Annotated in this window: 18 protein-coding genes; 6 read left to right on the top strand and 12 right to left on the bottom strand. The window is 50.2% G+C overall.

Translation table 11 applies throughout. The features are described from left to right. Positions 1-35: 35 nt before the first annotated feature. The 5 genes from deoA to L9P36_RS03220 form a co-directional block, all read right to left on the bottom strand. Positions 36-1,367, bottom strand: coding sequence for a thymidine phosphorylase (deoA, locus tag L9P36_RS03240; RefSeq protein ID WP_237464872.1), 1,332 nt, complete (start codon positions 1,365-1,367; stop codon positions 36-38). Positions 1,368-1,476: 109 nt separating this feature from the next. Further along, a complete protein-coding gene (deoC, locus tag L9P36_RS03235; RefSeq protein ID WP_237464870.1) occupies positions 1,477-2,250 on the bottom strand; it encodes a deoxyribose-phosphate aldolase in 774 nt (257 codons plus the stop codon). A gap of 376 nt (positions 2,251-2,626) precedes the next feature. Continuing rightward, on the bottom strand, positions 2,627-2,797 hold the full coding sequence (locus tag L9P36_RS03230; RefSeq protein WP_237464868.1) for a XapX domain-containing protein: 171 nt from the start codon (positions 2,795-2,797) through the stop codon (positions 2,627-2,629). Positions 2,798-2,921: 124 nt separating this feature from the next. Next, entirely contained in the window at positions 2,922-4,412 is a 1,491-nt protein-coding gene (locus tag L9P36_RS03225) for a NupC/NupG family nucleoside CNT transporter (protein WP_237464866.1), read from the bottom strand. 439 nt (positions 4,413-4,851) lie between these two features. Next, entirely contained in the window at positions 4,852-5,673 is an 822-nt protein-coding gene (locus L9P36_RS03220; protein WP_237464865.1) for a TatD family hydrolase, read from the bottom strand. 200 nt (positions 5,674-5,873) lie between these two features. Here L9P36_RS03220 and L9P36_RS03215 point away from each other — a divergent pair, with 200 nt between their 5' ends. The 3 genes from L9P36_RS03215 to secF all read left to right on the top strand — a co-directional run bounded on the left by L9P36_RS03215 (position 5,874) and on the right by secF (position 9,292). Beyond that, positions 5,874-6,290 (top strand): hypothetical protein, encoded by a 417-nt coding sequence (locus tag L9P36_RS03215; RefSeq protein ID WP_237464862.1) that lies wholly within the window; start codon positions 5,874-5,876, stop codon positions 6,288-6,290. 202 nt (positions 6,291-6,492) lie between these two features. Further along, entirely contained in the window at positions 6,493-8,352 is a 1,860-nt protein-coding gene (gene secD, locus L9P36_RS03210; RefSeq protein WP_237464860.1) for a protein translocase subunit SecD, read from the top strand. Between the two features lie 13 nt (positions 8,353-8,365). Then, positions 8,366-9,292 (top strand): protein translocase subunit SecF, encoded by a 927-nt coding sequence (gene secF / locus L9P36_RS03205; protein ID WP_237464859.1) that lies wholly within the window; start codon positions 8,366-8,368, stop codon positions 9,290-9,292. A gap of 324 nt (positions 9,293-9,616) precedes the next feature. Here secF and prfC read toward each other — a convergent pair whose 3' ends face one another. The 3 genes from prfC to L9P36_RS03190 all read right to left on the bottom strand — a co-directional run bounded on the left by prfC (position 9,617) and on the right by L9P36_RS03190 (position 14,356). Next, positions 9,617-11,206 (bottom strand): peptide chain release factor 3, encoded by a 1,590-nt coding sequence (prfC, locus tag L9P36_RS03200; protein ID WP_237464857.1) that lies wholly within the window; start codon positions 11,204-11,206, stop codon positions 9,617-9,619. Positions 11,207-11,479: 273 nt separating this feature from the next. Beyond that, positions 11,480-12,916 (bottom strand): pyruvate kinase, encoded by a 1,437-nt coding sequence (gene pyk / locus L9P36_RS03195; protein ID WP_237464855.1) that lies wholly within the window; start codon positions 12,914-12,916, stop codon positions 11,480-11,482. A gap of 90 nt (positions 12,917-13,006) precedes the next feature. Beyond that, positions 13,007-14,356, bottom strand: a complete 1,350-nt coding sequence (locus tag L9P36_RS03190; RefSeq protein ID WP_237467842.1) for an MFS transporter — start codon at positions 14,354-14,356, stop codon at positions 13,007-13,009. A gap of 372 nt (positions 14,357-14,728) precedes the next feature. On the opposite strand from L9P36_RS03190, the gene L9P36_RS03185 reads away from it, so the two are divergent. From L9P36_RS03185 to L9P36_RS03175, 3 genes are read left to right on the top strand one after another with little or no spacing between them, the layout of a single operon-like run. Continuing rightward, positions 14,729-16,003 carry an ABC transporter substrate-binding protein gene (locus L9P36_RS03185; RefSeq protein WP_237464853.1) on the top strand — a complete coding sequence of 425 codons (1,275 nt, stop codon included), beginning with the start codon at positions 14,729-14,731 and terminating at the stop codon, positions 16,001-16,003. Further along, entirely contained in the window at positions 15,996-18,350 is a 2,355-nt protein-coding gene (locus L9P36_RS03180; protein WP_237464852.1) for a sensor histidine kinase, read from the top strand. Before L9P36_RS03185 ends, L9P36_RS03180 begins: the two co-directional genes overlap by 8 nt. Continuing rightward, positions 18,325-19,599, top strand: a complete 1,275-nt coding sequence (locus tag L9P36_RS03175; protein WP_237464850.1) for a sigma-54-dependent transcriptional regulator — start codon at positions 18,325-18,327, stop codon at positions 19,597-19,599. The genes L9P36_RS03180 and L9P36_RS03175 overlap by 26 nt, the downstream gene beginning before the upstream one ends. A gap of 228 nt (positions 19,600-19,827) precedes the next feature. Here L9P36_RS03175 and L9P36_RS03170 read toward each other — a convergent pair whose 3' ends face one another. Genes L9P36_RS03170 through L9P36_RS03155 form a run of 4 tightly spaced genes read right to left on the bottom strand, consistent with a single transcriptional unit; the run spans position 19,828 to position 23,509 of the window. Continuing rightward, positions 19,828-20,106, bottom strand: coding sequence for a hypothetical protein (locus L9P36_RS03170; RefSeq protein ID WP_237464848.1), 279 nt, complete (start codon positions 20,104-20,106; stop codon positions 19,828-19,830). Between the two features lie 31 nt (positions 20,107-20,137). Further along, positions 20,138-21,670: an ABC transporter ATP-binding protein gene (locus L9P36_RS03165; protein ID WP_237464847.1), complete on the bottom strand. Its 1,533-nt coding sequence runs from the start codon at positions 21,668-21,670 to the stop codon at positions 20,138-20,140. Further along, complete coding sequence (locus L9P36_RS03160; RefSeq protein ID WP_237464845.1) at positions 21,651-23,258, bottom strand: ABC transporter ATP-binding protein; 1,608 nt, start codon at positions 23,256-23,258, stop codon at positions 21,651-21,653. Before L9P36_RS03160 ends, L9P36_RS03165 begins: the two co-directional genes overlap by 20 nt. Next, on the bottom strand, positions 23,237-23,509 hold the full coding sequence (locus L9P36_RS03155) for a hypothetical protein (RefSeq protein ID WP_237464843.1): 273 nt from the start codon (positions 23,507-23,509) through the stop codon (positions 23,237-23,239). The genes L9P36_RS03160 and L9P36_RS03155 overlap by 22 nt, the downstream gene beginning before the upstream one ends. Positions 23,510-23,752: the final 243 nt, after the last annotated feature.

Genomic DNA, 23,752 nt, shown 5'->3' with positions numbered 1-23,752 from the left:
CCATCAAATCTATCAAATCCGCATCAACTCAGGGGTTAAACCGCCTGCGGTACAATGCGCTCATAAACTTCTGGCAATTGCTCAGGGGCACTATCCGCAAGCACAACCGCATCACGCACAGCTTGCGCCGCTTGTTGCCATTGCGCTTCAGTGCGCGCATGAACCATTGCCAAGGGGGTGTTTGAATCGGCTTGCTGACCCAAGGTAATGCATTGGTTAAGACCCACTGCAAAATCGATGCTGTCACTCGCAACGCGGCGACCACCGCCCAAACCAACCACGGCCATTCCCAGCGCGCGGGTATCCATGCTGTGCACGAAACCTTGCTGCTCAGCAAACACTGGGCGAATGATTGGCGCTTTATCTAAGTATTGCTCGGATTTTTCCATAAAGTCAGTTGGGCCACCGAGACCAGCAACCATTTTGCCAAAGCGCTCTGCCGCCAAACCGCTATCCAAGCTGTGCTGCAATTTCGCATTCGCTTCAGCAAGTGAACTCGCCAAACCTGAATTGACCAGCATCTCTTCGGCAAGCGCAAAGGTCACCGCCTGCAAACGCGGGTTGCGCGATTGGCCGGTGAGGAATGCAACCACTTCGGCGATTTCAAGCGCATTACCCGCGCTCGATGCCAGCACTTGGTTCATATCAGTCAGCAGCGCCGTAGTTGGCGTGCCCGCCCCCGTTGCCACATCAACAATAGATTGTGCCAAGGCTTTGGAGTCAGCGTAGGTTGGCATAAAGGCGCCACTGCCCACTTTGACATCCATCACCAAAGAGCCTAAACCCGCCGCCAATTTTTTCGACAAAATTGACGCGGTAATCAGCGAGATATTATCCACGGTTGCAGTCACATCACGGGTCGCATAAAGACGCTTATCCGCCGGTGCGAGATCGCCCGTTTGACCGATAATAGCAATCCCCGCTGTTTTGGTGACTTGGCCAAAAACATCATTACTTGGCATGATATTGTAACCTGGAATCGCTTCAAGCTTATCCAAGGTTCCACCGGTATGACCAAGGCCTCGACCTGAGATCATTGGTACAAAACCGCCACAAGCGGCGACCATTGGGCCAAGGAGTAGTGAGGTCATATCACCCACACCACCAGTGGAGTGTTTATCCACCACCGGACCACCAAAATTCATCGCATCCCAATTGAGCACGCGGCCAGAATCGCGCATCGCACAGGTTAAAGCGATACGTTCAGACATGGACAATTCATTGAAAAAGATGGTCATGGCAAAGGCTGCGATCTGGCCTTCTGAAATAGAGCCGTCGCTAATGCCTTGTACGAAAAACGCAATTTCGGCATCAGACAGTGTCTGGTTATCGCGTTTTTTACGAATGATTTCTTGCGCTAAAAACATGTATCCCCCGATACCTGAGTCGCTTCCATGTGGATCAGCGGTTGGCGATCCACATGACAATCATCAGTGCAGGATGGCAAAAAAATCCATCGCTGCACCGCAAACATGGTTAGTAGCCGCCTTCGCTTGCCGCTTCGCCTTCACCTAGGGTGTGAAGCAGATTGGCCAATAGGCTTGATGCGCCAAAACGGTAGTGCATCTTGTCCGCCCAATCCACACCTAAAATGCGATCGGCCATGGCAAGGTATGCTTTGGCATCTTCTGCCGTGCGAACGCCGCCAGCAGGTTTAAAGCCAACACGCTCAGCCACATCCATTTCACGAATCACGTTCAGCATGATTTCAGCCGCTTCAGGCGTCGCATTCACTGGCACTTTACCCGTTGAGGTTTTGATAAAATCAGCACCTGCGCGAATGGCAATTTCAGAGGCTTGGCGAATCAATGCTGGGGTTTTTAGCTCACCAGTTTCGATGATCACTTTCAGTAGTTTGTCGCCGCAAGCTTCTTTACATTGCTTCACGAGCTCAAAACCACACTCAACATCACCTTCCATCAGACGACGATATGGGAAAACAACGTCCACTTCATCGGCGCCATAGGCGATAGCTGCGCGAGTTTCCGCGACTGCGATTTCGATATCGTCGTTACCATGGGGGAAATTGGTCACGGTGGCGATACGAATGTCAGGGGTACCTTGCGCGGCAAGGGTCTTTTTCGCAATGGGAATAAAACGAGGGTAAATACAGATAGCTGCGGTGTTACCGACAGCAGTTTTGGCGTCATGACACAGGGCAATCACTTTTGCATCGGTGTCGTCGTCATTCAGGGTAGTTAGGTCCATTAGTTGCAGCGCACGAAGGGCTGCTTGTTTTAATTCGCTCATGATGTACTCCAAAGGCAAACCTCAGGCTTGCACTTAGTATGCAATTCGACGATGGCGCGCATCGTCACCTGTTTACGAACCCTCAACGGGCGGTAAACATTCGATGAGCGGACTTGGTTCCATGAAGACTTGATGTCTCAATCAATCGATATCCTTATCGCCGCGCAGCGCTTCATGGCTGACGCCTAAGGTTCTAACACGCGCTGCACTGTTAGCCCTTTTGTTGATCTGCAAAGCGCTACCTGCGCTTTACTGTCGATCGATTTGTTTATCCAGTACCGTTCAAGTAAATCACTTGAGCGCACAAAGATGCACTGGCATCACAGTGATGCCACTGAACCCTTATGATTGGTTCTATCTCAATTCAGCGTCGGTTTTAAGAAAAAAAGCGCTGTAAAATCCACTGCCCGAGTAGCCCGCCGCAGAAGATACCGACCACACCTAAAACGCCAGAGAGCATGGGTGGGGCTGGAATGGGTAAGCGCAAGAGCGCAAATAAAATGCCGACCAATAATCCCGCACACCAAGCGATAAACCACTCTTGCATGTTGCCTCCCTATTGCATCGGCATTTTTGCCACTCATTCAACCTAGCTCAACTTCTATCTCAAGTGAAAGCAAAGCTTGCTGATTGAGTTATCAACGCCGCACTCCTTGCGGCGTTGTTCATCATTATGCTGTCATCGCCGCAAGGGTGATGAAGAAACCAGCAATGGTTGCACTCATTAGGTTTGATAGCGTACCAGCGGCAACAGCTTTCATACCCATACGTGCGATGTCTTGGCGACGTGATGGTGCTAGACCACCGAGACCACCGAGTAGGATTGCTACTGAAGATAGGTTCGCAAAACCACATAGTGCAAATGAGATGATTGCTTTGGTCTTCTCAGATAGCACGATTGGCGCACCGTCTTGTAGGTAAGGCATGAATGCTTGGTAAGCCACAAATTCGTTGGCCACGATCTTCTGACCGATGAATGAACCTGCAACCTGAGCTTCAGACCAAGGCACACCAATCACGTAAGCCAATGGACGGAAGATTTCACCCAAAATACCTTCAAGAGTGATGGTTTTCTTCGTCGCTTCAACCACAAGGTTTACATGCTGTTGTAGACCATCGATGCTAGCAAGCACTTGAATGTTCGCTTTCACTACGTCACGGTCAATTTCAGTGATGTTGAAGTGGCTGATATCGATCTTAGTGCCTTCAATCATTGCTGATTTCGCACCTTCAAGCGCTGCAATGGCTTCAGGCGTTGTCGCTGCTGCAACCAATGCATCGAATGATGCTTTTAGATCACCGTCGCCGTAACCAACAAGGTGACCCAAACCACCCAATAGGCCGTTCACCAAAGCGATCAAACCGATGAATGCCAATAGCATTGCACCCACGTTTAGCGCAAGTTGTAGACCAGAAGAGGCACCTGCTGCTGCCGCATCAATCACGTTCGCAGGTTTTTCTTCTTGCTCGCCGAAACCGTCAAGCTGTTCAATTGGTTTGTCTGTTTCTGGCTTAATGATCTTTGCAAATAGAAGACCACCAGGAGCCGCCATAAACGACGCTGCAATCAGATACTCAAGCTTTACACCCATCATGGCGTAGCCTGCAAGTACACCGCCAGCAATCGATGCCAAACCACCACACATCACAGCAAATAGCTCTGATTGAGTCATTTTTGGTACGAAAGGACGTACAACAAGTGGTGCTTCGGTTTGACCAACAAAGATGTTTGCAGTCGCTGAAAGTGATTCTGAACGAGAAGTACCAAGAACCTTCTGTAGACCGCCGCCCAAAATGGTAATCACCCATTGCATGATGCCAAGGTAATAAAGCACAGCGATTAGAGAGGAGAAGAAGATGATGGTTGGAAGGACTTGGAAGGCAAAAATGAAACCGATACCGTCAACTGAGAAGTTAACAAGGCTACCAAAAATGAAGCCGATACCATCTTTACCGTAGTCAATGACGTTTTGTACACCACCAGAAATGGTGTTCAGTACATCTTTACCCCAGGGTACATATAAAACAAAAGCACCGAGCGAGGCTTGAATCGCAAAAGCGCCGCCAACGGTGCGTAAGTTAATAGCTTTTCGGTTGTCCGACAGTAATACCGCAATCAGCAGCAAGACCACCATACCGACTAGGCTCATAAACAGGCTCATAGTTTATGGCACTCCTTCGTTATATTGTTTGAATAAAAGGGTGGGTGTTGATTTCGGAAGCGGATTATACGCATAGCGCACACGTTTTGCATACATACTTCACACTTTTATTTGTACAAAAATAAACGTTTCAGTAAAAACATGAATCCTGCACAAAACCACACCAACAGCATCACCGTCGTCATACCTCAAGTATGCCTATTATTCGTGTTTTTTCTTGCCAAATGTAGGGTAAAGGCGACCGAATCACGAACGCAGGCATTTGAGCACAAAGCGCTCACTGCTACGAATGATAAATTTCAGCCAATCGTTTTCGTTAACAAAAATGCAAAGAGTGTGATGAAAATCGACATTTTGTAAAATCGATTGCCTGTGATAAATCGCAAATTTTTTCATTAGGGCGGGATAGCGCTTGAATCTCAGCGCTGAAATAAGTCGATCAATGCATCTCGATTTGAAAGCAGCGCAGGGTGTTTTGCCACAATGTCTGGGAAATCTGCTCTGGCGACTCATGACGAAGGGCGCAAAGCTCTAAAAAAACACGGGCAATTTGCGCGGGCGTATTCACCTGGCCTTGAAATCCATGCAGCGGCATATCTGGCGCATCGGTTTCTAATAGCAACGAGGTTAAAGGCAAGCGTGCCACGGTACGGCGCGTTTTCAGTGCCCGCGGATAGGTGATCGCGCCGCCAACCCCGATATAAAACCCCAGCTTGATATAAGCCATGGCCTGCTCGTAGCTACCGGTAAAACCGTGGATCACCCCAGCTTGCGGCAATTTCGCCAGTTTCAGCTGTGCCAGTAATTCAGCGTGACAATGCACAGCATGGAGAATCACCGGCAACTGGTGGCGTTTTGCTAAATCCAGCTGGCCTTGCAGCAACTGAATTTGTCGCGCTTTAATTGACTGCTCCGCAATTGGCTGATCCGCTAAGCGCCAATCAAGACCGCACTCGCCCACAGCGACGCAATGCTTTGAACGAATGCTCAGCGCTGCATCCAAAGCGGCAAGATCTGCCGCATCCTGATGCTGCTCAAGAAAACAGGGATGTAGGCCCAGTGCATAATAAAAATCCAGCGGCTTATTTGTGCTGCTATCACGCAAATGCGTTTGGCAATGCATCACCTGTGGCCACTGCTCGCGGCTAACACTAGGCACCAGCATCGCAGCCACGCCATGCGCCTTTGCATCTTGCAGATATTGCGATGCAGCTTGTTGCAGCGCAGGAAAATCAAAGTGGCAATGGCTATCAAACAACATCTGGATCACCGAGCATAGAGGGGGTCATTAAGTGTGGGCGTTATTTTTCAGAGGCTCAATTGAACGAGATATTTCGTCGACTGGTGCGCAAAGTTGGCAAAGCAAAGGCCATCCATTGATAAAGATTGATTGCTTTTTTTTTGCCCGCGCAGTACAACCACTGCATCTTGATTGATTGTACGACAAAAAGGCAAGGTTTTTTGCCCCAATTAGAACAGTACCAACCTAAGCTCACTCGCTTCTCCTGGGGGATGTTGAGCCTACTCGTGCTGGTTTTGCTTTGTAGCAGAACCTTGGCAGAGCGTGCTGTTACCTTTGAAACACAAATCAATCCACACCAGCTGGTCAGTGAAGCCTTACTGCCCGCAGCGCTACCTGATAGCCACACACCTCGTTTATATCTTGGCAAAACCCCGAGCAAATCCAACACCCTGCCGGCCATTTTTCCGCCGCAACGGTTGTGGTTATTGGCTCTTTTTAGTTTTGCACTCCTTGTTGCTTTGCTTTTAAAGCAGCAAATTCCATCGCACTACCTTCGTTTTCCACATCACAGGCTCGGCGGTTGGCAAGAAGCTAATTTGCGCTACCGATTCGCCCAAGCGCACGACTCCAAATAAATCGAAATAATCTATCGAGGAGAGCCTTTGGACTCCCCTCGCCTTTTTGTTTTCTTTTTATTTGGAATGAATCCATGACTCGATTCAATATATCCTGCGCAGCATCTTATCTGCGGGCCTCAACGTTGCAAACCGCGACAGAGCAAACTATATCAGCGCAATATGCATCTCTGGTTGCCTTCACCATGATGGAGGCCCAATCATGAGCCACAGCGTTAAACCACAACATTCGCAGCGTCACCGTGCAGGTCATGCAGCGCATCATCACTCAGCGACCCAGTCGACCCTCAATCGCTTTAAGTTTTGGCAATATGGCCTCCTAGCGCTGATTTTTATCACCTGCTTAATTCAAGCGATTCCAAGCTTTTATGGTGATATTCCTGCGCTCAGCATTCATAGCGACAAACAATCGCCTGTGAGCCAACAAACTGTGGTCAATGCACTCAATGATGCCAAGATCCCCTATCGTCAAATCACCCAAACCGATGGTGATTTAGATCTGCAATTTGCCGACATCAACGCACAGCAACAAGCCAAAACGCTGCTCAGCAAAACCTTGCCACGCAAAACTGAACTTACTGTGCAGTATGTTTCTGCGGCGCCAACATGGTTTGATAAATTAGGCGCACATCCGGTCAAACTGGGTCTAGATTTGCGCGGCGGCGTTCAGCTTCTACTCTTTGTGGATTTAGATGCGGTCTATCACCACCAGCAAGATGCACTGAAAACCAGCATTGAAAATGCCATGCGTGATGCCCGTATTCGTCCTATTCGTATTGCCCAAATCAACCCAACTGAACTTGTGGTCAAAGGCGATGATGACACCCTCAATGCGGCGCTAAAAACTGTGGTACTGGATTATCAAAGCAATTGGCATGTGGTTCCTGAAAGTGATGGCCTGCACTTCGTACTCAATGAGCAAAGCCAGCAGCAACTTGCGAATGCAGCGATGAGCCAAAACATCACCACCCTGCGCCAACGTATTGGTGAGCTGGGTATTGTTGAAGCCAGCGTGCAGCGCCAAGGGGCGAACCATATTCGTATCGAATTGCCCGGTGTGCACGATCCAAAACAAGCCAAATCTGTGATTGGTGCTACCGCATCGCTGGCCTTCTATCAATTGGCCGATTACAGCCGTAACCAACTACCGGATAACAATGGTCAAATGGTTCGCTTAGCCAACAAACCACTGCTTGGCGGCGATCACATCATTGATGCCAATGCCGCGACCGATGAAATGGGCCGTCCACAGGTAGGCATTCAGCTTGATAGCAGCGGTGGCGAGCAGATGCTGCGCTTTAGCCGCAGCCATATTGGTCAACCTATGGCCACGGTTTACACCGAATATAACAGCGACAACCAAGGCAAATTGGTGGCTGAATCTCGCGTCATTAACGTCGCTACGATTCAAAGTGCGCTGAGCACCAACTTCCGCATTACCGGCCTAGATAACCAGCAAGAAGCGAAACAGCTGGCCATGCTACTTCGCGCCGGTGCGCTGACTGCGCCAGTGCAAATTGTTGAAGAGCGCGCTATTGGTCCAACCCTAGGTGCAAGCAACATTCATGCAGGGATGAGCGCGTTGGCACTGGGTATGGGCGGTATGGCTATCTTTATGATCTTCTGGTATCGCCGTTTTGGTTGGGTCGCCGTACTGGCGCTCATGGCAAACTTAGTGATGCAAGTGGGTCTATTGGTGATGGTGCCTGGCGCCGTGCTGACCCTTCCGGGGATTGCCGGTCTGGTGCTTACCGTGGGTATGGCGGTGGATACCAATGTGCTGATCTTTGAGCGGATTCGCGACAAGCTTCGTGAAGGTGCAAGCCTAGCGCTGTCCATTGACTTTGGTTATCGCGCCGCATTTCGCACCATCTTTGATGCTAACTTAACGACGTTGCTCTCTGCAGCCTGTCTCTATGCCATCGGCTCTGGTCCACTTCAAGGCTTTGCCACCACCCTGATCCTTGGCTTGATTGCCAGTATGATCACCGGGATTTGGGGCACCCGCGCCATTATCAACCCATTGTGGGGCCGCGATCAGCGCCACCAAGTGACCATCTAAGGAAGAGCGAACGATGAAAAAATTAGCAATGCAACCAACAATCAGCCGCATTCCGACCCTAACCAAAGTGCGTTACGGTGGTTTGGCCGCTTCATTGTGCATGATTATTTTCAGCCTATTTGCCATTTGGCACTACGGGCTCAAACCCAGTATCGATTTTACTGGCGGGACCATCATCGATTTTTCGATGCCAACCCTCAAAACAGCCAAAGAACTTTTAGCGGCGCTGCCTGCACAAACCCGTGAAGGGCTTGAGCTAATTGCACAAAACGACACGTGGCAGCTGATTTTGCCACCGCAACCTACCGCCGTGGATCCGCAGCAATGGCTGCACACCTTTAGTGCCATTAGCGGTCAACCTGCGACCCTAGTTCAAGCGACTGTGGTTGGCCCACAAGTGGGTGAAGAGCTCTTTGATCAAGGCGCGCTGGCACTACTCGTGGCTTCGTTGTCGATTATGATCTATTTGGCCATGCGCTTTGAATGGCGTTTGGCGTTAGCGGCAATCGCCTCTTTGATTCACGATACCATTTTAACCCTAGGCGTCTTGGCCTTTTTAGGGGTGCAGATGGATCTCAACGTGATTGCGGGGATGCTGGCGGTGATCGGTTACTCACTCAATGACTCCATCGTCATTGCCGATCGCCTGCGTGATATCTTGCGCGCACGCCCACGCGATCATATCTACATCAGTAGTGATCGCGCGGTGCGTGAAACCTTCTCACGGACTTTGATTACCGCAGGTACAACCCTGTTTACCATCGCCTGTTTGCTGCTACTTGGCGGCGAAGCGCTCTATGGCTTCTCAGTCACCCTGTTCTTCGGGGTACTCACAGGGACTTGGTCTTCAGTGACCATCGCCTCCACAGTACAAGAACGTTTGGGCTTATGCGCTGAGCACTATCAGCCAAAACCAGAACTGGTGGATGACTTACCCTAAAAGTCCAAACCTTAAGGACGAACACGCTCCGGAAAATCGGGAAATACAGCTCAGTGAAGACAAATCGATTGGCGATTTCCCGAGTTCCTGAGTTCCTGAGTTCCTGAGTTCCTGAGTTCCTAGAAAAATAAAAGGGTTGATACCACGACGGTATCAACCCTTTTTAACATCAAATACGAAGCGTCTTTTTCTAAGTCATTTAATTCTAAGTCATTGCGGTTAGAACAAGGCAACAAACAAATTCATCCCCATGAGCATAGTCCGCTATGTGATTGAGGTGAATTTGTGTAGTAAACGCAGTTATCCCCCCAATGACGACGAAGATTAATGTTCGCGCGTACTGCGCAGCTCAATATCAGGGAAACGCTCTTGGGTGAGGTTCAAGTTGACCATGGTTGGTGCGATATAGGTCAGGTTATCACCGCCATCTAGCGCCAAATTCACTTGGTTCTTGCGTTGGAACTCATCCAATTTCTTGCCATCTGCACATTCAACCCAGCGCGCGGTAGCCACGTTGACATGCTCATAAACCGCTTCAACGTTGTATTCCGCTTTCAAGCGCGCAACGACCACATCAAACTGCAGCACACCCACCGCACCAACAATCAAATCGTTGTTTTGCAATGGACGGAACACCTGAACCGCGCCCTCTTCTGAAAGCTGCACCAAACCTTTAAGAAGCTGCTTTTGCTTCAATGGATCGCGCAAGCGAATACGGCGGAATAGTTCTGGCGCAAAGTTTGGAATACCGGCAAATTTCAGATCTTCACCTTGAGTGAAGGTATCACCAATCTGAATGGTGCCATGGTTGTGCAAGCCAATAATATCACCGGCATAAGCATGCTCTGCACGCGCACGGTCACCGGCCATAAAGGTCACCGCATCAGAAATGCTCACGGTTTTACCCGTACGCACATGCTTCATCTTCATGCCTTGGGTGTATTGACCCGATACCACGCGAACAAAGGCGATACGGTCACGGTGTTTTGGATCCATGTTGGCCTGAATCTTAAACACGAAACCACTGAACTTCTCTTCTTGTGCAGTCACTTCACGCTCGTTGGCTTGACGCGGTTGCGGCGCAGGCGCCCATTGCGTCAAACCATCCAACATATGGTCCACACCAAAGTTACCCAGTGCCGTACCAAAGAATACAGGGGTTAGCTCACCAGCCAAGAACATCTCTTGATCAAATTCATGGGATGCGCCCAATACCAACTCCAACTCTTCACGAAGCTGGTTGGCTAGATCTTCACCCACAGCTGCATCCAACTCAGGGTTATCCAATCCTTTAATAATGCGCTCTTCTTGAATGGTGTGACCTTGGCCAGATGCATACAAAATCGTTTCGTCGCGGTGAATGTGGTACACACCTTTAAAGCCTTTACCACAACCAATTGGCCAAGAAACAGGAGCACAAGCGATATTCAGCTCGCTTTCTACTTCATCAAGTAGTTCCATTGGGTCGCGAATTTCGCGGTCCAATTTGTTCATAAAGGTCACGATTGGCGTATCACGTAGACGGGTAACTTCCATCAATTTACGGGTGCGATCCTCAACACCTTTGGCCGCATCGATCACCATCAAACAAGAGTCCACCGCCGTCAATGTACGGTAGGTATCTTCTGAGAAGTCTTCGTGCCCAGGGGTATCGAGAAGGTTGACCAATGCGCCGTTGTAAGGGAACTGCATCACCGAGGTGGTGACCGAGATACCACGCTCTTTTTCCATCTCCATCCAGTCCGATTTCGCGTGCTGGTTCGAGCCACGACCTTTTACCGTACCCGCGCGCTGCAATGCGTTTCCGAACAACAGCACTTTTTCAGTGATGGTGGTTTTACCTGCATCGGGGTGAGAGATAATGGCAAAAGTACGGCGGGTCGCCACCTCTTGCAAAATAATCGAATTCGCCATGAATGGAGCTCTTCTTACAGCGTGACTGCGATAGTCGCAGTGAAATGGGTGAAAAATTGGCGCTATTTTGGCTGATTTAGCGGTCAGACTCAAATCTCATTACGCCTTGTTGGCAAATTTGCACCGCTTTTGTCTTAAAAATAAAAAAGCCCGCCTCAAAGGGCGGGAAAGGGAAGTGATTCCTTCAAGTGCACATCCCTGTGGAGCTTCAGGATGCGCCGTGTGTATCGGGGGAGATATCACATCAGGTTCAAACAAGTTGCAAAGGCATGCTTAAGCCACGGGTGCCAATTGCTGCTGTGGATGAATCAACTGACAGAAATCTTCGGCAGCCATGCCCTCAAGTGAGGTGCAGCGAGTCACTAAAAGACTTTCCATGGACAAGCTTGCCGCAGGCAATGGCAAATGGTGTAGATTCATACCGCTGCGCGCCTGCTCAAAAAGATTGGCGACATAAACAGGATAAACACCGCGTAGTAGCGCCATCTTACCCACCAAAGATGGGTTATCAGTGAGCGCCCACAAATCATTATTTTCTAGCAATCGAGACAGTGCCAGCACAGATTGACCTTGCTTGGTCAGCGCCACCACGCCCATATTGGCGTTTTGCGCAGCTGCCGCTGCCATCGCTACCATGGTGCCTTGATAAGCATCGCAGTGACAGGCCGTTGGCAGTGCAAATTTCACCTGATCTTGCTCTGCACCTTCAGCAATGCGCGCCATGGATGCCACGGCTTCCACTGGATATTGACCGGCCGCGGTTTCCGCAGAAAGCATCACCGCATCGGTCCCATCAAATACCGCATTGGCCACATCAAGCACCTCAGCACGCGTGGGCATTGGACTGGTGATCATCGATTCCATCATCTGGGTTGCGGTAATCACCGGCTTACCCAATAAACGACAGCGCTGAATCAGGCGTTTTTGCACTAATGGCAAACGCGCATCGCCAATCTCAACACCGAGATCGCCGCGCGCCACCATGATCACATCAGAAGCGCCAATCATCTCATCCATCGCCTCGACGCTGGCCACCACTTCGGCACGCTCAACTTTGGCTACGATTTGTGCCATGCTACCGGCTTGGCGCACCAATCCACGCGCATACTCAATATCTTGACCGTGACGTGGGAATGACACTGCAATGAAATCCGCTTCAATTTGCGCAGCCGTTAAAATATCGGCCTTGTCTTTGTCAGTCAGTGCAGGCGCTGACAAACCGCCGCCCAGTAGGTTGATTCCCTTGCGGTTAGACAACTTACCAGCAACCACCACTGTGGTTTCAATGCAAGGCGCATGGACTGCAGTGACATCCAACTGAATGCGACCATCATCGAGTAATAGGCGATCGCCTGCTTTTACATCCGCCACCAGCTCTGGGTAATCCAAACCCACTTGGCTTTCATCGCCAACATCTTCAGCGAGCGCGGCGTTTAAGGTAAAGGCTTGACCATGTTTTAGCTCAACCGCATCTTGGGCAAAACGAGCAATACGAATTTTAGGACCTTGAAGATCCGCCAAAATACCCACAGCTTGGTTTAATTTTGCCGCCACTTGGCGAATGCTTTGTGCGGTGGCCAAGTGCTGCTCAGCGCTGCCATGAGAAAAGTTCAAACGAAATACATTGGCGCCAGCAATAATCAATTTTTCAATTTGCTCAGCACTGTGGCTGGCAGGACCTAAGGTCGCAACAATTTTAGTTTTACGCATCACAACACCTTTATTCGAGCCCAGTGCCAACATCTTCTATTGGCCTTGGCACAAAAAAGAAGGGGCAGCCTAAGCCACCCCAGCAACAGATTATTTTTCGTCGATTGTGGTAATTTTCTTGGCGTTCCACACAGTCAACGCAAGCAGTACAGACACAATAGCCGCGCCCATCCAGAAATATTGCACATGGCTAAAGTCGTAGACGGTTTCGCCATTCACTTCAGTCGCTTTGATCAAATGTGCAGAGATCATCTCTTGGCAAGACGCTGCAATATATGAGAACAAACCGATAAAGCCTTTAATTGCGCCGACAGCATTTTTTGGCATCAAGTCACAAGCGTTTAGACCTGCAAGGAACACCACAAGACCACCGATTGCAAAACCAATTAGACCCAAAGCAACAGCATCAAATAGATGGCTTTGAGGACCCCAGAACATCAATGCGAAACCACCGATGTTGGCCAATCCGTAAAGCAAGGTTGGAATGTTACGGTTTGCGTTAAACACTTTGTCCGAAATGATACCGGCCAGTACCGCGCCGCAGAAACCTGCGATTGGGTAAGTTGACATGGCAAAGCCTGCATCAATCAGCGAGTAACCCTTGGCACTTTGTAGGTACAACACAGCCCATGAGCTAATTGCGTAGCGAGAAATGTACATCGATGCACACGCGGCTGCAATCAACCAAACAGTCGGTTGTTTTAGGATAAATAGCTGCGCACGACGTGTTTCTTTTGGATCAGCCTTGCCGCCTTTGCTTTCTGGCTCTTCGCCATATGCAGTGGCTGGATCTGGCAAACCGTAAGTTTGTGGACGGTCTTTAAGCAAGAAGAACATGCAAATTGCAGCACACACACCAGCAATACCCGCGCCGATAAAACCTGCACGCCAGCCGAAGTAGCTCACAGCCGTTGCTGTCACAATCCAAGTAACCGCTTCACCTAGGTTACGAGAGCCACCCCAAATGGAGTAAACCGAACCACGCTGTTTCGGTGAGAACCATTGGAAGATAGACACACAAGAAGGCGCTGAACCCACAGATTGGAACCAACCGTTCAAACCCCAAAGAAGGATGAAGAAGAAGCTGGCGCTGTTCATGCCCATCAAGGCACAGGTCACCCCTGAGCAGATCAAAGAGCAAGACATAAAGCGGCCGATGTTGGCATAGTCTGACATCACACCGTTTGAGAATTTACCGATGGCATAGGTAAAGAAGAATGCAGAGCCCATCAGACCCAATTCGGTTTTCGTGACGATCTCCGCATCCAGCATTGGTTTTTTAACCACACCCAATGACATGCGAACGACATAGAAAAATGCATAACCAAAGACTAAGCCGAGAAACACTTGCCACTGGTTCTTTTTATAGATAGCACGAATCTTATCGGCACTCGCTGCTATCAGCGGGCGATCTTCGCGCGTTTTAAAAAAGCCAAACATGATTACTCCCAAAAACAACAATCCTGAGCGGCCCATTGCCATCTCAGTCTGAATTCGGGGAAAATCATAAAAACCAGTGGAATTATCGGCAAAAATGCCATTTTGAGTCATAAATGACTCATTCATCAAAAATCATGAGTCAGAAGTGGTACAACCACCCTATCGAAGTAGGACAAAGTTGGGCATTATGTGCCACAAAACAACACAGAAGTGACCCAAGCGAAGCGCCCACTGATTTTGTCGCAAATCTGCAAAATATGAAGTGGAGCACAGTGTCACCCCAGAATGTGACCTCAAGCATGCCCCACAGAAGGCCGATTGATGACTTGATTTCACCACTTTTATCCCTTTGCTGCTGATTTGGAGATGACTATGCGTCAATGCCGCATTTTACTCACCTGCGTGCTGCTCCTTTGTGCGACCAGTGCTCAGTCACGTCCTTTGATGGTGATGACTACCTTTGCCGAAGCGCCCATTCGCGCCTTAATCAATAGCTTTCAAAAGCAGCATCCGGATATTCAAGTGCAAGTGATCTACCGTCGCACCGCGCAAGCCACGCGTATGATGCAGCAGCCTGAGCGGCAACCCATCGATTTGGTGATCTCCTCATCGCCAATCTTTTTTCATCAGCTCAGTGAATCCGGTCATTTAGGCAAGTTGCCAGCTCGCTACCCCATTCCTGACTGGCTGATCCCGCATAGTTTGGCCTCAAGCGAGCAAATTACGGTGTTGGGTTATTCCGGTATTGGCATCATGGTTAATCGCCAATATTTGAAAAAACATGGTCTGTCTATGCCGCGCAGCTGGCAGGATCTCACACAACCTGCGTTTGCCGGTCATCTCACCATGAGCACCCCTAGCAACTCAGGCACCACCCATATGATGGTGGAGAGCATTTTACAGCAGCAAGGATGGCAAAAAGGCTGGCAGCTGCTGATGCAACTGGGTGGCAATATGGGCTCGATTTCAGCGCGAAGCTTTGGCGTCAGTGATGCGGTCTCACGCGGTTTAGTGGGCGCTGGTCCTGTGATTGATAACTACGCGCTCAACGCCAAAAATCAGCTGCCGTTTATCGACTTTCACTATCTTGATCACACCCTGATTTTGCCCACCTATATTGCGATTGCCAAAGCATCGCAACAGACGGCGCAAGCCAAGGTACTGCTTGATTTTCTGCGCTCTAAGCAGGGGCAAACCATTATTGACCAAGGACAAATGGCCAAGGTGCCTCTGCATGATGACAGCCTTGCCAAGCAGCATAATCAAGTGCTCAACGAAGCCCTGCTCTATCAGCGCGCAGCGGTGATCCACGCCCTTTATGATGCCACCATCACCCGCCAGCTGCCGCAGCTGCAACAGGCATGGCAGCAAATTCATCAAGTACAGCAAGATTTCAGCCATCGCGGCGCCAGCGCTGAGCAATGGCAACACCTCAAACAAGCCAAAGCACTGGCCAGCCAAGTCCCCGTCAATGCTGAGCAAGCGCTGATTTTAGCCAAGCAAAATATCTTTGAGCAGCAAGGCCAACGGCGCGACAGCGCGCAAGCGGCTCAGCAAAAGCTGTATTGGCAAACCCAGGTGCGCGACAACCTCAATCAATCCATTGCGCTGACCAACCAGCTCGCGCGGGAGAGTAAGCATGATTAATGGCTTTGCGCACGCACCGCTGGGTAAGCGTCTGACCTTAGCCTTTGCCAGTCAAACCCTACTTACCCTGATTATTGGCTTAGTGGCGATTGTGATGTGGCATCGTCTCGACAGCCAAGTGGCCGCCATTAGCGCAGAGCAGGTGCCGGCGTGGAACGCTGCCTATCAACTTGAGAAAAACAGCACCACGTTGCAAAACTTGCTGCGCCAGCGCGCGCAAAGCCAAGAAACGCAGCATTTTCAGCATCAAAATCAGGCTATTGAAACACTGATTGCGGCACTGGAAAGCCACGTGCTGCCACACAACACGAGCAGCAACAACCGCCAGCAAAGTCAGCAGCAATTGGCGGCGCTGCGAGCGCTCATCGATCAGCAAAATACCCTGCTCAGCCAGCGTCTGAATTTACGCGCGAGCCTGACTCAAGAACGCAATCGCATCAACTGGCTGCACCAAGATCTGGTCGATGAGGTGCAACCCTTAGTGCAAGAAATTGAATGGCATGTGAACCGTTTGGTCAGTGAGCGCGACCAGCGCCAGTCACCTTTTGAGCTGGTTCATGAATTTGCGGTCTTACAGGAGCTCTCCATTCGTGAAAATGAGTTGATGACCTTGGTGCATGAAATTATTGCCCAGCGCTACCAGCGCGATCTCACCAGCGCATTTATGTATATTCAGGTCAAAATTGAAGCGATGCAGCAGCTCAGCGCTCAGCTCGCGCACTATCCATCGACCATTACCCACCGCCAGATCCTCGATGAGATCATCAATGAAGTGAAACCCAATGGCCCACTTCAGCAGCTGCTAGCGCAAGATATTGCCAACCAGCAAGCGCTCGCTACCTTGATGCCCAAACTAGATGCGGTATTAGCAAAGCTGCACCAGCAAGTACAACAACGGGTCAGTGCCGCCAATCAGGCGATTCAACATCTGGATCAAAAAACCCAGCTACAACTGAAAACTGGTCAGTGGCTGATCATCGCCTGCGCGGGCATCGCCGTGGTGATCAATTTATTGGTGATGACGGTGCTCATTAGTCGCCGTTTAGTGGGTCGCCTAAATCAGCTCAGCGTCGAGCTCAGCCGTGCCAATTTAGGCGAGAAGGGGCAACCCGTGTCGATCTCAGGTAATGATGAGATTGGCCAGTTGGGCCAGCAGCTCAACCGCTTTTATTTGCAACGCCAAGAGATGGAGCGCACCAACGCTCTGAGCCTGATTAATCAAACCGATGCTTGTTTGATCACCTGCTTTCTCGACGGTCATATTGAATCGGCCAACCCCAGCGCTATGCGCCTATTGGATTTCGAGCAAGACCCAAGTCAGCTTTGTCTGTGGCAAGCCTTTCCTGCACACTTAAAAACCGCGCTCGAAGCACTCTTTGCGCCCCCAACACAAAAGGAAAGCAGCACCACGCTATGTGTCGGTGAATCGCACCTGCACTTTGCCCTACGCCGCTTCGTGCAAAGTAATGAGCCGCGCTATATGGTAACCATTACCGATGTCACCAGCCAAGAGCAAAATCGCCAGCAGCTGGCACGCTTGGTAGATCAAAAAACCCAAGATCTGCAACGCAACAATGCCAAATTAGCCGCGGAAATTGAGCAGCATAAAGCCACGCAAGCCACCCTGATGCAAACCCAAGATGGGCTGATTCAAGCGGCGAAAATGGCGGTGGTGGGACAGGCGATGACCAGCTTGGCGCATGAGCTCAATCAGCCATTAGCGGCCATCAATAACTACCTATACAGCGGAAAATTGATGATTGAAGCGCAGCAATACAGTCAACTGCCGGAGCATTTTGGGCATATTGAGCGCATGAGTCAGCGGATGAGCCGCATTATTTTAGCGCTGCGTAACTTTGCCAAAAAATCGCCAGCGACCAATGCGCTGCAATCGATTAATTTGACCCAGTTGGTCGACAGCGCAACGGTGATGGTGGAAAGTCGCGCCAATCAAGAGCGCATTCGCATCATCAATGACATTCCGGCCCAGTGCTTTGTGCAAGCCGATGCCACGCAGCTCGAGCAAGTGTTTGTCAATCTGTTGGTGAATGCCTTGGATGCCGTGGCTGGCCAAGCGCGCCGGGAGATTCATCTATTTCACCAGCACAGTTTTGGCGTCACTCAAATTTTGGTATGTGACAGCGGCGCAGGATTTGCGCCTGCGTTAGTACCCCAGTTATTTACCCCATTTACCACCAGCAAAGAGGTGGGCTTGGGGCTTGGTTTAAGTATTTGCCGTTCCATCATGCAGCGCTTTGATGGTGAGATCTATCTTGCCAGTCATTGCCATGGTGGCGCCTGTCTAGTCTTGGAGTTTAAAGATGTCACGACAGCAACCTCTCTATGATTTAATTTTGATTGATGACGATCCCGATGTGCTTGCATCCTATCGCCATCTATTTGAACTTTCTGGCTACCATCCCCTGCTCACCAGTGATCCGCAGCTGGTACTTAGCACCCTGCATGGTCAGTGGTCCGGCGTGGTGATCTCGGATATCTATATGCCGGCCATGCATGGTCTTGAGCTGCTGAGCCAGATTCAAGGCATCGATCCACAGATTCCAGTTGTAATGATCACAGGCCATGGCGAGATTCCGCTGGCGGTGGAGGCGGTAAAAAAAGGCGCCTATGACTTTATTGAAAAACCGCTGGATCCTGCGGCCTTTCTCAGCCTAATTAAAACAGCGCAAAACCAGCGCCAAGCCATTTGCCAGCAGCGCCAAGCTATTGCTGATGCCACCGAACATGAGCTCATTGGCAGCAGCGCGCAAATCAGCGCGATCCGCGACCAAGTACAGGCGCTGGCCTGCACCGATCAGGATGCGCTGATTCAAGGTAAGCTGGGCACTGGCCGCCATACCGTGGCGCAGCTATTGCACCAGCTCAGCGAGCGCCACCAATCGCCCTATATTCTTTGTGATTGTCACCAATGTGACGACCAAGATCTACAAGCACAAATTGATGCCGCGCAAGGGGGCACCTTGGTGCTGCGCCAGCTCAGTCGTTTACCGCGAGAAAGCCAGCGCTGGCTGGCACAATACCTGCTCGACCAAGAGCGACTCGGCGATAAACAGCACCGCACCTTGGCGCTTTTTGACCAATGCGCCGCTGAGCTAGTGCGCGAGCAGCAGCTACACTCCGAGCTCTATTATTACTTTTCGCAAACACGCATTGTGCTGCCCACATTGGCAGAGCGTCATAGCGATATCATTCCGCTCTTTCGTGCCTTTTTGCAGCGCAGCGCCAAACGCTTGGGCATTGCCACGCCCAAGGTTGAACGCAGCTATTTTGATGTGCTCAAACATCACCAATGGCCGGGTAATATTCGAGAGCTGCGCAATGTGGCTGAGCTCTATGCTGTGGGTATCGTCAAGCTCACCAATGCCGAACAAAACCGCGTGATGGAGCCCTTGGCTGGCCCACTCGATAACCTTGTGGATGACTATGAAAAACGGCTGATTGAAGATGCGCTCTTTTTAAGTGCTGGCCGTGTCAGTGAAGCCGCGGATTATTTGCAGATCCCACGCAAAAAACTCTATCTACGCATGCGCAAACACCAATTGGATAAAGCGCTCTTTAAGCCGCAATGTGGCTAACGCGGTGGTTTTGTCTAAGGTTTTAGCCAAAAATTTCAACGAAATTTTTAGCAAAAGCCTGCCACATACCACCACAACAAAACGCGCGTAAAAAGAAAAACACCCAAAGAGCCACCAGCGCACCTTGAGTGTTTTTTATCTGCGCATCAAAAAGCCCAGCTCAAGTGATGGCGATGCCTTCGATTATGTCGAGACCTGTACGCCATGACTCCATGGCATAGCCCTAGCTTATTTTGAATCAAGCGGGGCACGCACCTGCGCTTGCCATAACGCGCGATACAATGAGTGCTCGACAAGCAAGCTGTCGTGATCACCTCGCCCGGTTATTCGCCCATTCTCTAAAACAATGATTTGATCTGCATATTGAACCGTAGCCAATCGATGCGCCACCATCAGCACAGTGCGCCCTTGCATTAAGCGAGACAACGCCTGTTGAATTTGATATTGCGCTTGGCCATCGACGGATGCCGTAGCCTCATCAAGTAGCAAGATAGGTGCATTTTTCAAAAGCGCGCGCGCAATGGATAAACGCTGGCGCTCACCACCTGAGAGCCCCCCCCCCCTCACCCAGTAAGGTATGATAGCCCTGCGGTAAAGCTTCAATAAATTGGTGACAATCTGCATCTTGGCAAGCTTGCAGCACCTCTTGCTCCGTAGCGGAAGGGCGACCAATGCGCACATTTTCAAGCACAGAGCCAGAAAATAGCTGCACTTCTTGAAACACCATACTCATTTGGCTCATCAACTGCTCGGTACTGCATGCATCATAATTTATCCCACCCAGCGCTATCTCCCCCTCTTGGGACAAATAGAATCGCGCAAATAGGTGCAATAAGGTGCTTTTCCCTGAGCCTGATGGCCCAACGATTGCGGTCACCTTTGCAGCCGGTACATTCAGGCAAATATCACGCAGCGCCCAAGGCTCATCGGCTCGATAGCGAAAATTAAGCTGTGTCATGGACAAACTCGCATCAGCAAAAGCGATAGGGAGATCTTTTCCTTGCGGTAAGCTCGGTTGTTCCAATAACTGCTGCTGTTTTTGCTGCGCCTGAAGGAGCGCGCGCATCACCGAAATATGACCAATAAACTCGGAAAAATAAGCCACCACACGCAGCGCAATCAGTAATGCCAGCAGCGCCTGCCATGGCGATAATGCGGCCTGCTGTAATCGCCATGCGCTCACCGCAACCAATGTCACCAAAGACAAATCAAGCAGCAAACGAAACAGTAATACCGGTCCTGCGCCCCATCGCTCGACACGCCAACAAGCTTGCGTGAGCGCGTTAAATTGCTGATGTAATTTATCGCACCAATCCTCACTACGATTAAACAGTCGCAATGTAAATAAGCCCTGCATGTATTCAATCAACATCCCTGATGTATCACGCAGCATTTGATACCGCTTTTGACTGGCACGTACCAACAACTGGCGCGCACCATTCATTGAAGCAAAAGCAAGTGGTAAAAAAATTGCGCAGGCTAAAGCCAGCCATGGGTCAATCCAAGCCATCACCAGTAAAAGCAAAATGGGCATGATGATTGTTACGCGCAAATCAATCACATGGTGCGTAAATACCCCTTCAATCACTTGGATATCTTCACCAACCATATCGGTCAGCGTCCCCGTCCGATAGGCCTGAATCGTCCCTAGCGGTAATTGGTGAATATGTTGCAATAACTGACGTCGATAGCGCCCCATCATCGCAAATGCTGACAAAAATCCGAGTTTTAAGCCAAGCCAAGCAAAAGCAGCCTGTAAGGCAAAACACCCAGCAAGCAGGGCAAGTACTTGCCAAGGTGATTGCCAATCGAGCCAGTGCGCGGCTGGATGAGCCACACCAGCAACACTGGCAAGCCATGAAAAGACCACAAGCAGCGGGCTGAGCTCCAAACACTGTTCCAGCAACCGAAACCCCGTCGCGCGGCGAAGCTGACCTTGGTCACCGCCGCCTTGGGCAATAATTTGCGCCATAGTTTTGTTAATCGACTGCGAGGCGCTAGCCCCTTGATTAGCCGTAGATTGGGTCGCTTGAGACACACTAGCCTCTGTATTATGCGCGGCTGTAGTCATCACACACCTCCTGATCTTCAGTCACACAACATTGCCAATGCATCGCTTGCTGATGCTGCTGCCACATCTGTTGATAACACGGTGTTTGCGCAAGCAGCGTTTGATGCGAGCCCTTTGCAACAATGCGCCCTTTCTCCATCATCACAATTTGATCCGCTTGCTCTAGACCCACCAAACGATGCGCAATGAGCAGTACAGTGCGATGTCGATAGTGCCGTTGTAAGGCTTGATAAAACTTGGCTTGCGTAATGTTATCGGCAAATGCCGTGGCCTCATCGAGAAGCAAAACGGGGGCTGGCGATAACAAAGCACGCGCCAAAGCGATACGCTGCTTTTCACCGCCCGATAAACGCGTCCCGCCTTCACCGACCCAAGTGTTTAGCCCGTCGGGCAGCTCAGCAATCAATGTTTGTGCCTGAGCGACCGTCAATGCTGTTGCAATCGCTTCATCTGGGGCATCCTTACAACCGAGCATAAGGTTCTCTCGCAGCGTACCTTGAAACAGAAACGGCTGTTGGCTGGCAAGCACCACCCAAGCGGCGCGCTGCGCTTGACTCATCTTTGATAACGGCAGCTGGTTAATCAAAATCGCACCTTGCGTTGGCGATATCAGCCCAGTAAGCAGCTGCGCTAAGGTTGATTTACCACTGCCAGATGGCCCAACCAATACTGTGGTCGTTCCTGCCGCTAAGCTCAGGTTGAGATCGCGAGTTGCCCACGCCTCGTCCGCGTGATAACGAAAATTCAATTTCTCAAATTGCACTGATGCCAATAGGTTTTTCAACGATGAATCTGCCGCGCTATCTGGCTCAGGCATAAATGCATAGATTTGCGCTAAGGGATTCAATGAAGGAATCAGCTGACCAAATTCCTGAGAGATTTGGCTCACTTCAAGCAAAGGTTTGAGCATGCCAAAGGCAAGTATCACCGCCATCATGACTTCAGCTGGGCTTAACACACCCGTGGCAACACGTGAAATGGCAATTGGCATCAACAGTAAAAGATTGGCACCTAACAGTGCGCAAAATAGCGCCCATCCAGGCACAGTGCGACGCGTAATCACTTCGACCAACTGATAGTAGGTTTTAAGCTGCGCTGCGAGGCGTTGAAAACGTTCGCTATCTTGGCCAAAGAGCTTCATCACCGCCAAATTTCGCAAATATTCTACCGTGGTATTGGTCAGCTCGCGCTCCACCACCTGATACTGGGCAAAATTCTCTGCCATATTGCGAAGGCATAAATACGAGGCCAAAAGTGCCATAGGGGCAACGGTCAAAGCTGCCAACGCAAGGCGCCAATCGGTAAACAAAAGGTAACCAGCGATAAACAGCGGAACCCACAGCGCCATCATCATCTCAACGGTGCGGTGCGGTGCGCAACTAACTGCTCCAACTTGGCCACAGATTGCAACACCATCTGTTTTAAGGCGCCGCTGCCTTGCTGATTGATCCAAGCCAAAGGCGCGTACGCTAAATGTCGCACCAATTGCTGGCGCGTATGAGCCATTAATTGAAATGCAGCCTGATGACTGAGCATATAAGCCACACTGCTGAACATCGTTTTGACTCAAATCGCGCACAATAACCATGGCCACAATTGCCAAAGTTGTGCACTTTGCAGCGCGGTATCGGGCTGGAAGATCATCGCGACCAGCACAAAGCCGCAGCGGGCTAATAACACATAAAACCAAAGCACTGACAATGCCGCCAAAACAGTCAAGCACTGTGACACAAACAAACGTAAACCTTGGGGTCGCAACAAAGCAAAGACCAAAGGCCAGCCCTGTTTTTGACTGATGGCTTGCGCACCATGAATTGGATTTAAAGATTGGGATTGCATAACTCACCTCTTTCAACCGAGCCAGCTTAAGCAGCGGTTGAATGGTGAGCTACCCCAAAAGGGTGGCACTGCCCCAGAAGGAACCGATTTTTCAACAATAAATGCTTGGCATCTATGGCTGGCAAGCGTGTAACAAAGGCGAAAAGGTGAAATAAATATCAAATCCAGACGACAAAAATAGAAATGATATTGATTATCGATTGAGCTATTTACTTGATTTGATTAGGCTAGATGTATGCTTTC

This window comes from Vibrio stylophorae, assembly GCF_921293875.1.
Classification (GTDB): domain Bacteria; phylum Pseudomonadota; class Gammaproteobacteria; order Enterobacterales; family Vibrionaceae; genus Vibrio_A; species Vibrio_A stylophorae.
This window is presented reverse-complemented; position numbering and strand designations above follow the sequence as displayed.

Excerpts from the sequence above, each read along its gene's own strand:
- L9P36_RS03190 (WP_237467842.1), bottom strand. The coding sequence starts at position 14,356 with ATGTTTGGCTTTTTTAAAACGCGCGAAGATCGCCCGCTGATAGCAGCG.
- prfC (WP_237464857.1), bottom strand. The coding sequence starts at position 11,206 with ATGGCGAATTCGATTATTTTGCAAGAGGTGGCGACCCGCCGTACTTTT.
- L9P36_RS03165 (WP_237464847.1), bottom strand. The coding sequence starts at position 21,670 with ATGACTACAGCCGCGCATAATACAGAGGCTAGTGTGTCTCAAGCGACC.
- deoA (WP_237464872.1), bottom strand. The coding sequence starts at position 1,367 with ATGTTTTTAGCGCAAGAAATCATTCGTAAAAAACGCGATAACCAGACA.
- deoC (WP_237464870.1), bottom strand. The coding sequence starts at position 2,250 with ATGAGCGAATTAAAACAAGCAGCCCTTCGTGCGCTGCAACTAATGGAC.
- L9P36_RS03220 (WP_237464865.1), bottom strand. The coding sequence starts at position 5,673 with ATGTTGTTTGATAGCCATTGCCACTTTGATTTTCCTGCGCTGCAACAA.
- L9P36_RS03155 (WP_237464843.1), bottom strand. The coding sequence starts at position 23,509 with ATGCAATCCCAATCTTTAAATCCAATTCATGGTGCGCAAGCCATCAGT.
- L9P36_RS03185 (WP_237464853.1), top strand. The coding sequence starts at position 14,729 with ATGCGTCAATGCCGCATTTTACTCACCTGCGTGCTGCTCCTTTGTGCG.
- secD (WP_237464860.1), top strand. The coding sequence starts at position 6,493 with ATGAGCCACAGCGTTAAACCACAACATTCGCAGCGTCACCGTGCAGGT.
- L9P36_RS03230 (WP_237464868.1), bottom strand. The coding sequence starts at position 2,797 with ATGCAAGAGTGGTTTATCGCTTGGTGTGCGGGATTATTGGTCGGCATT.
- L9P36_RS03175 (WP_237464850.1), top strand. The coding sequence starts at position 18,325 with ATGTCACGACAGCAACCTCTCTATGATTTAATTTTGATTGATGACGAT.
- L9P36_RS03180 (WP_237464852.1), top strand. The coding sequence starts at position 15,996 with ATGATTAATGGCTTTGCGCACGCACCGCTGGGTAAGCGTCTGACCTTA.
- L9P36_RS03160 (WP_237464845.1), bottom strand. The coding sequence starts at position 23,258 with ATGGTTATTGTGCGCGATTTGAGTCAAAACGATGTTCAGCAGTGTGGC.
- pyk (WP_237464855.1), bottom strand. The coding sequence starts at position 12,916 with ATGCGTAAAACTAAAATTGTTGCGACCTTAGGTCCTGCCAGCCACAGT.
- secF (WP_237464859.1), top strand. The coding sequence starts at position 8,366 with ATGAAAAAATTAGCAATGCAACCAACAATCAGCCGCATTCCGACCCTA.
- L9P36_RS03225 (WP_237464866.1), bottom strand. The coding sequence starts at position 4,412 with ATGAGCCTGTTTATGAGCCTAGTCGGTATGGTGGTCTTGCTGCTGATT.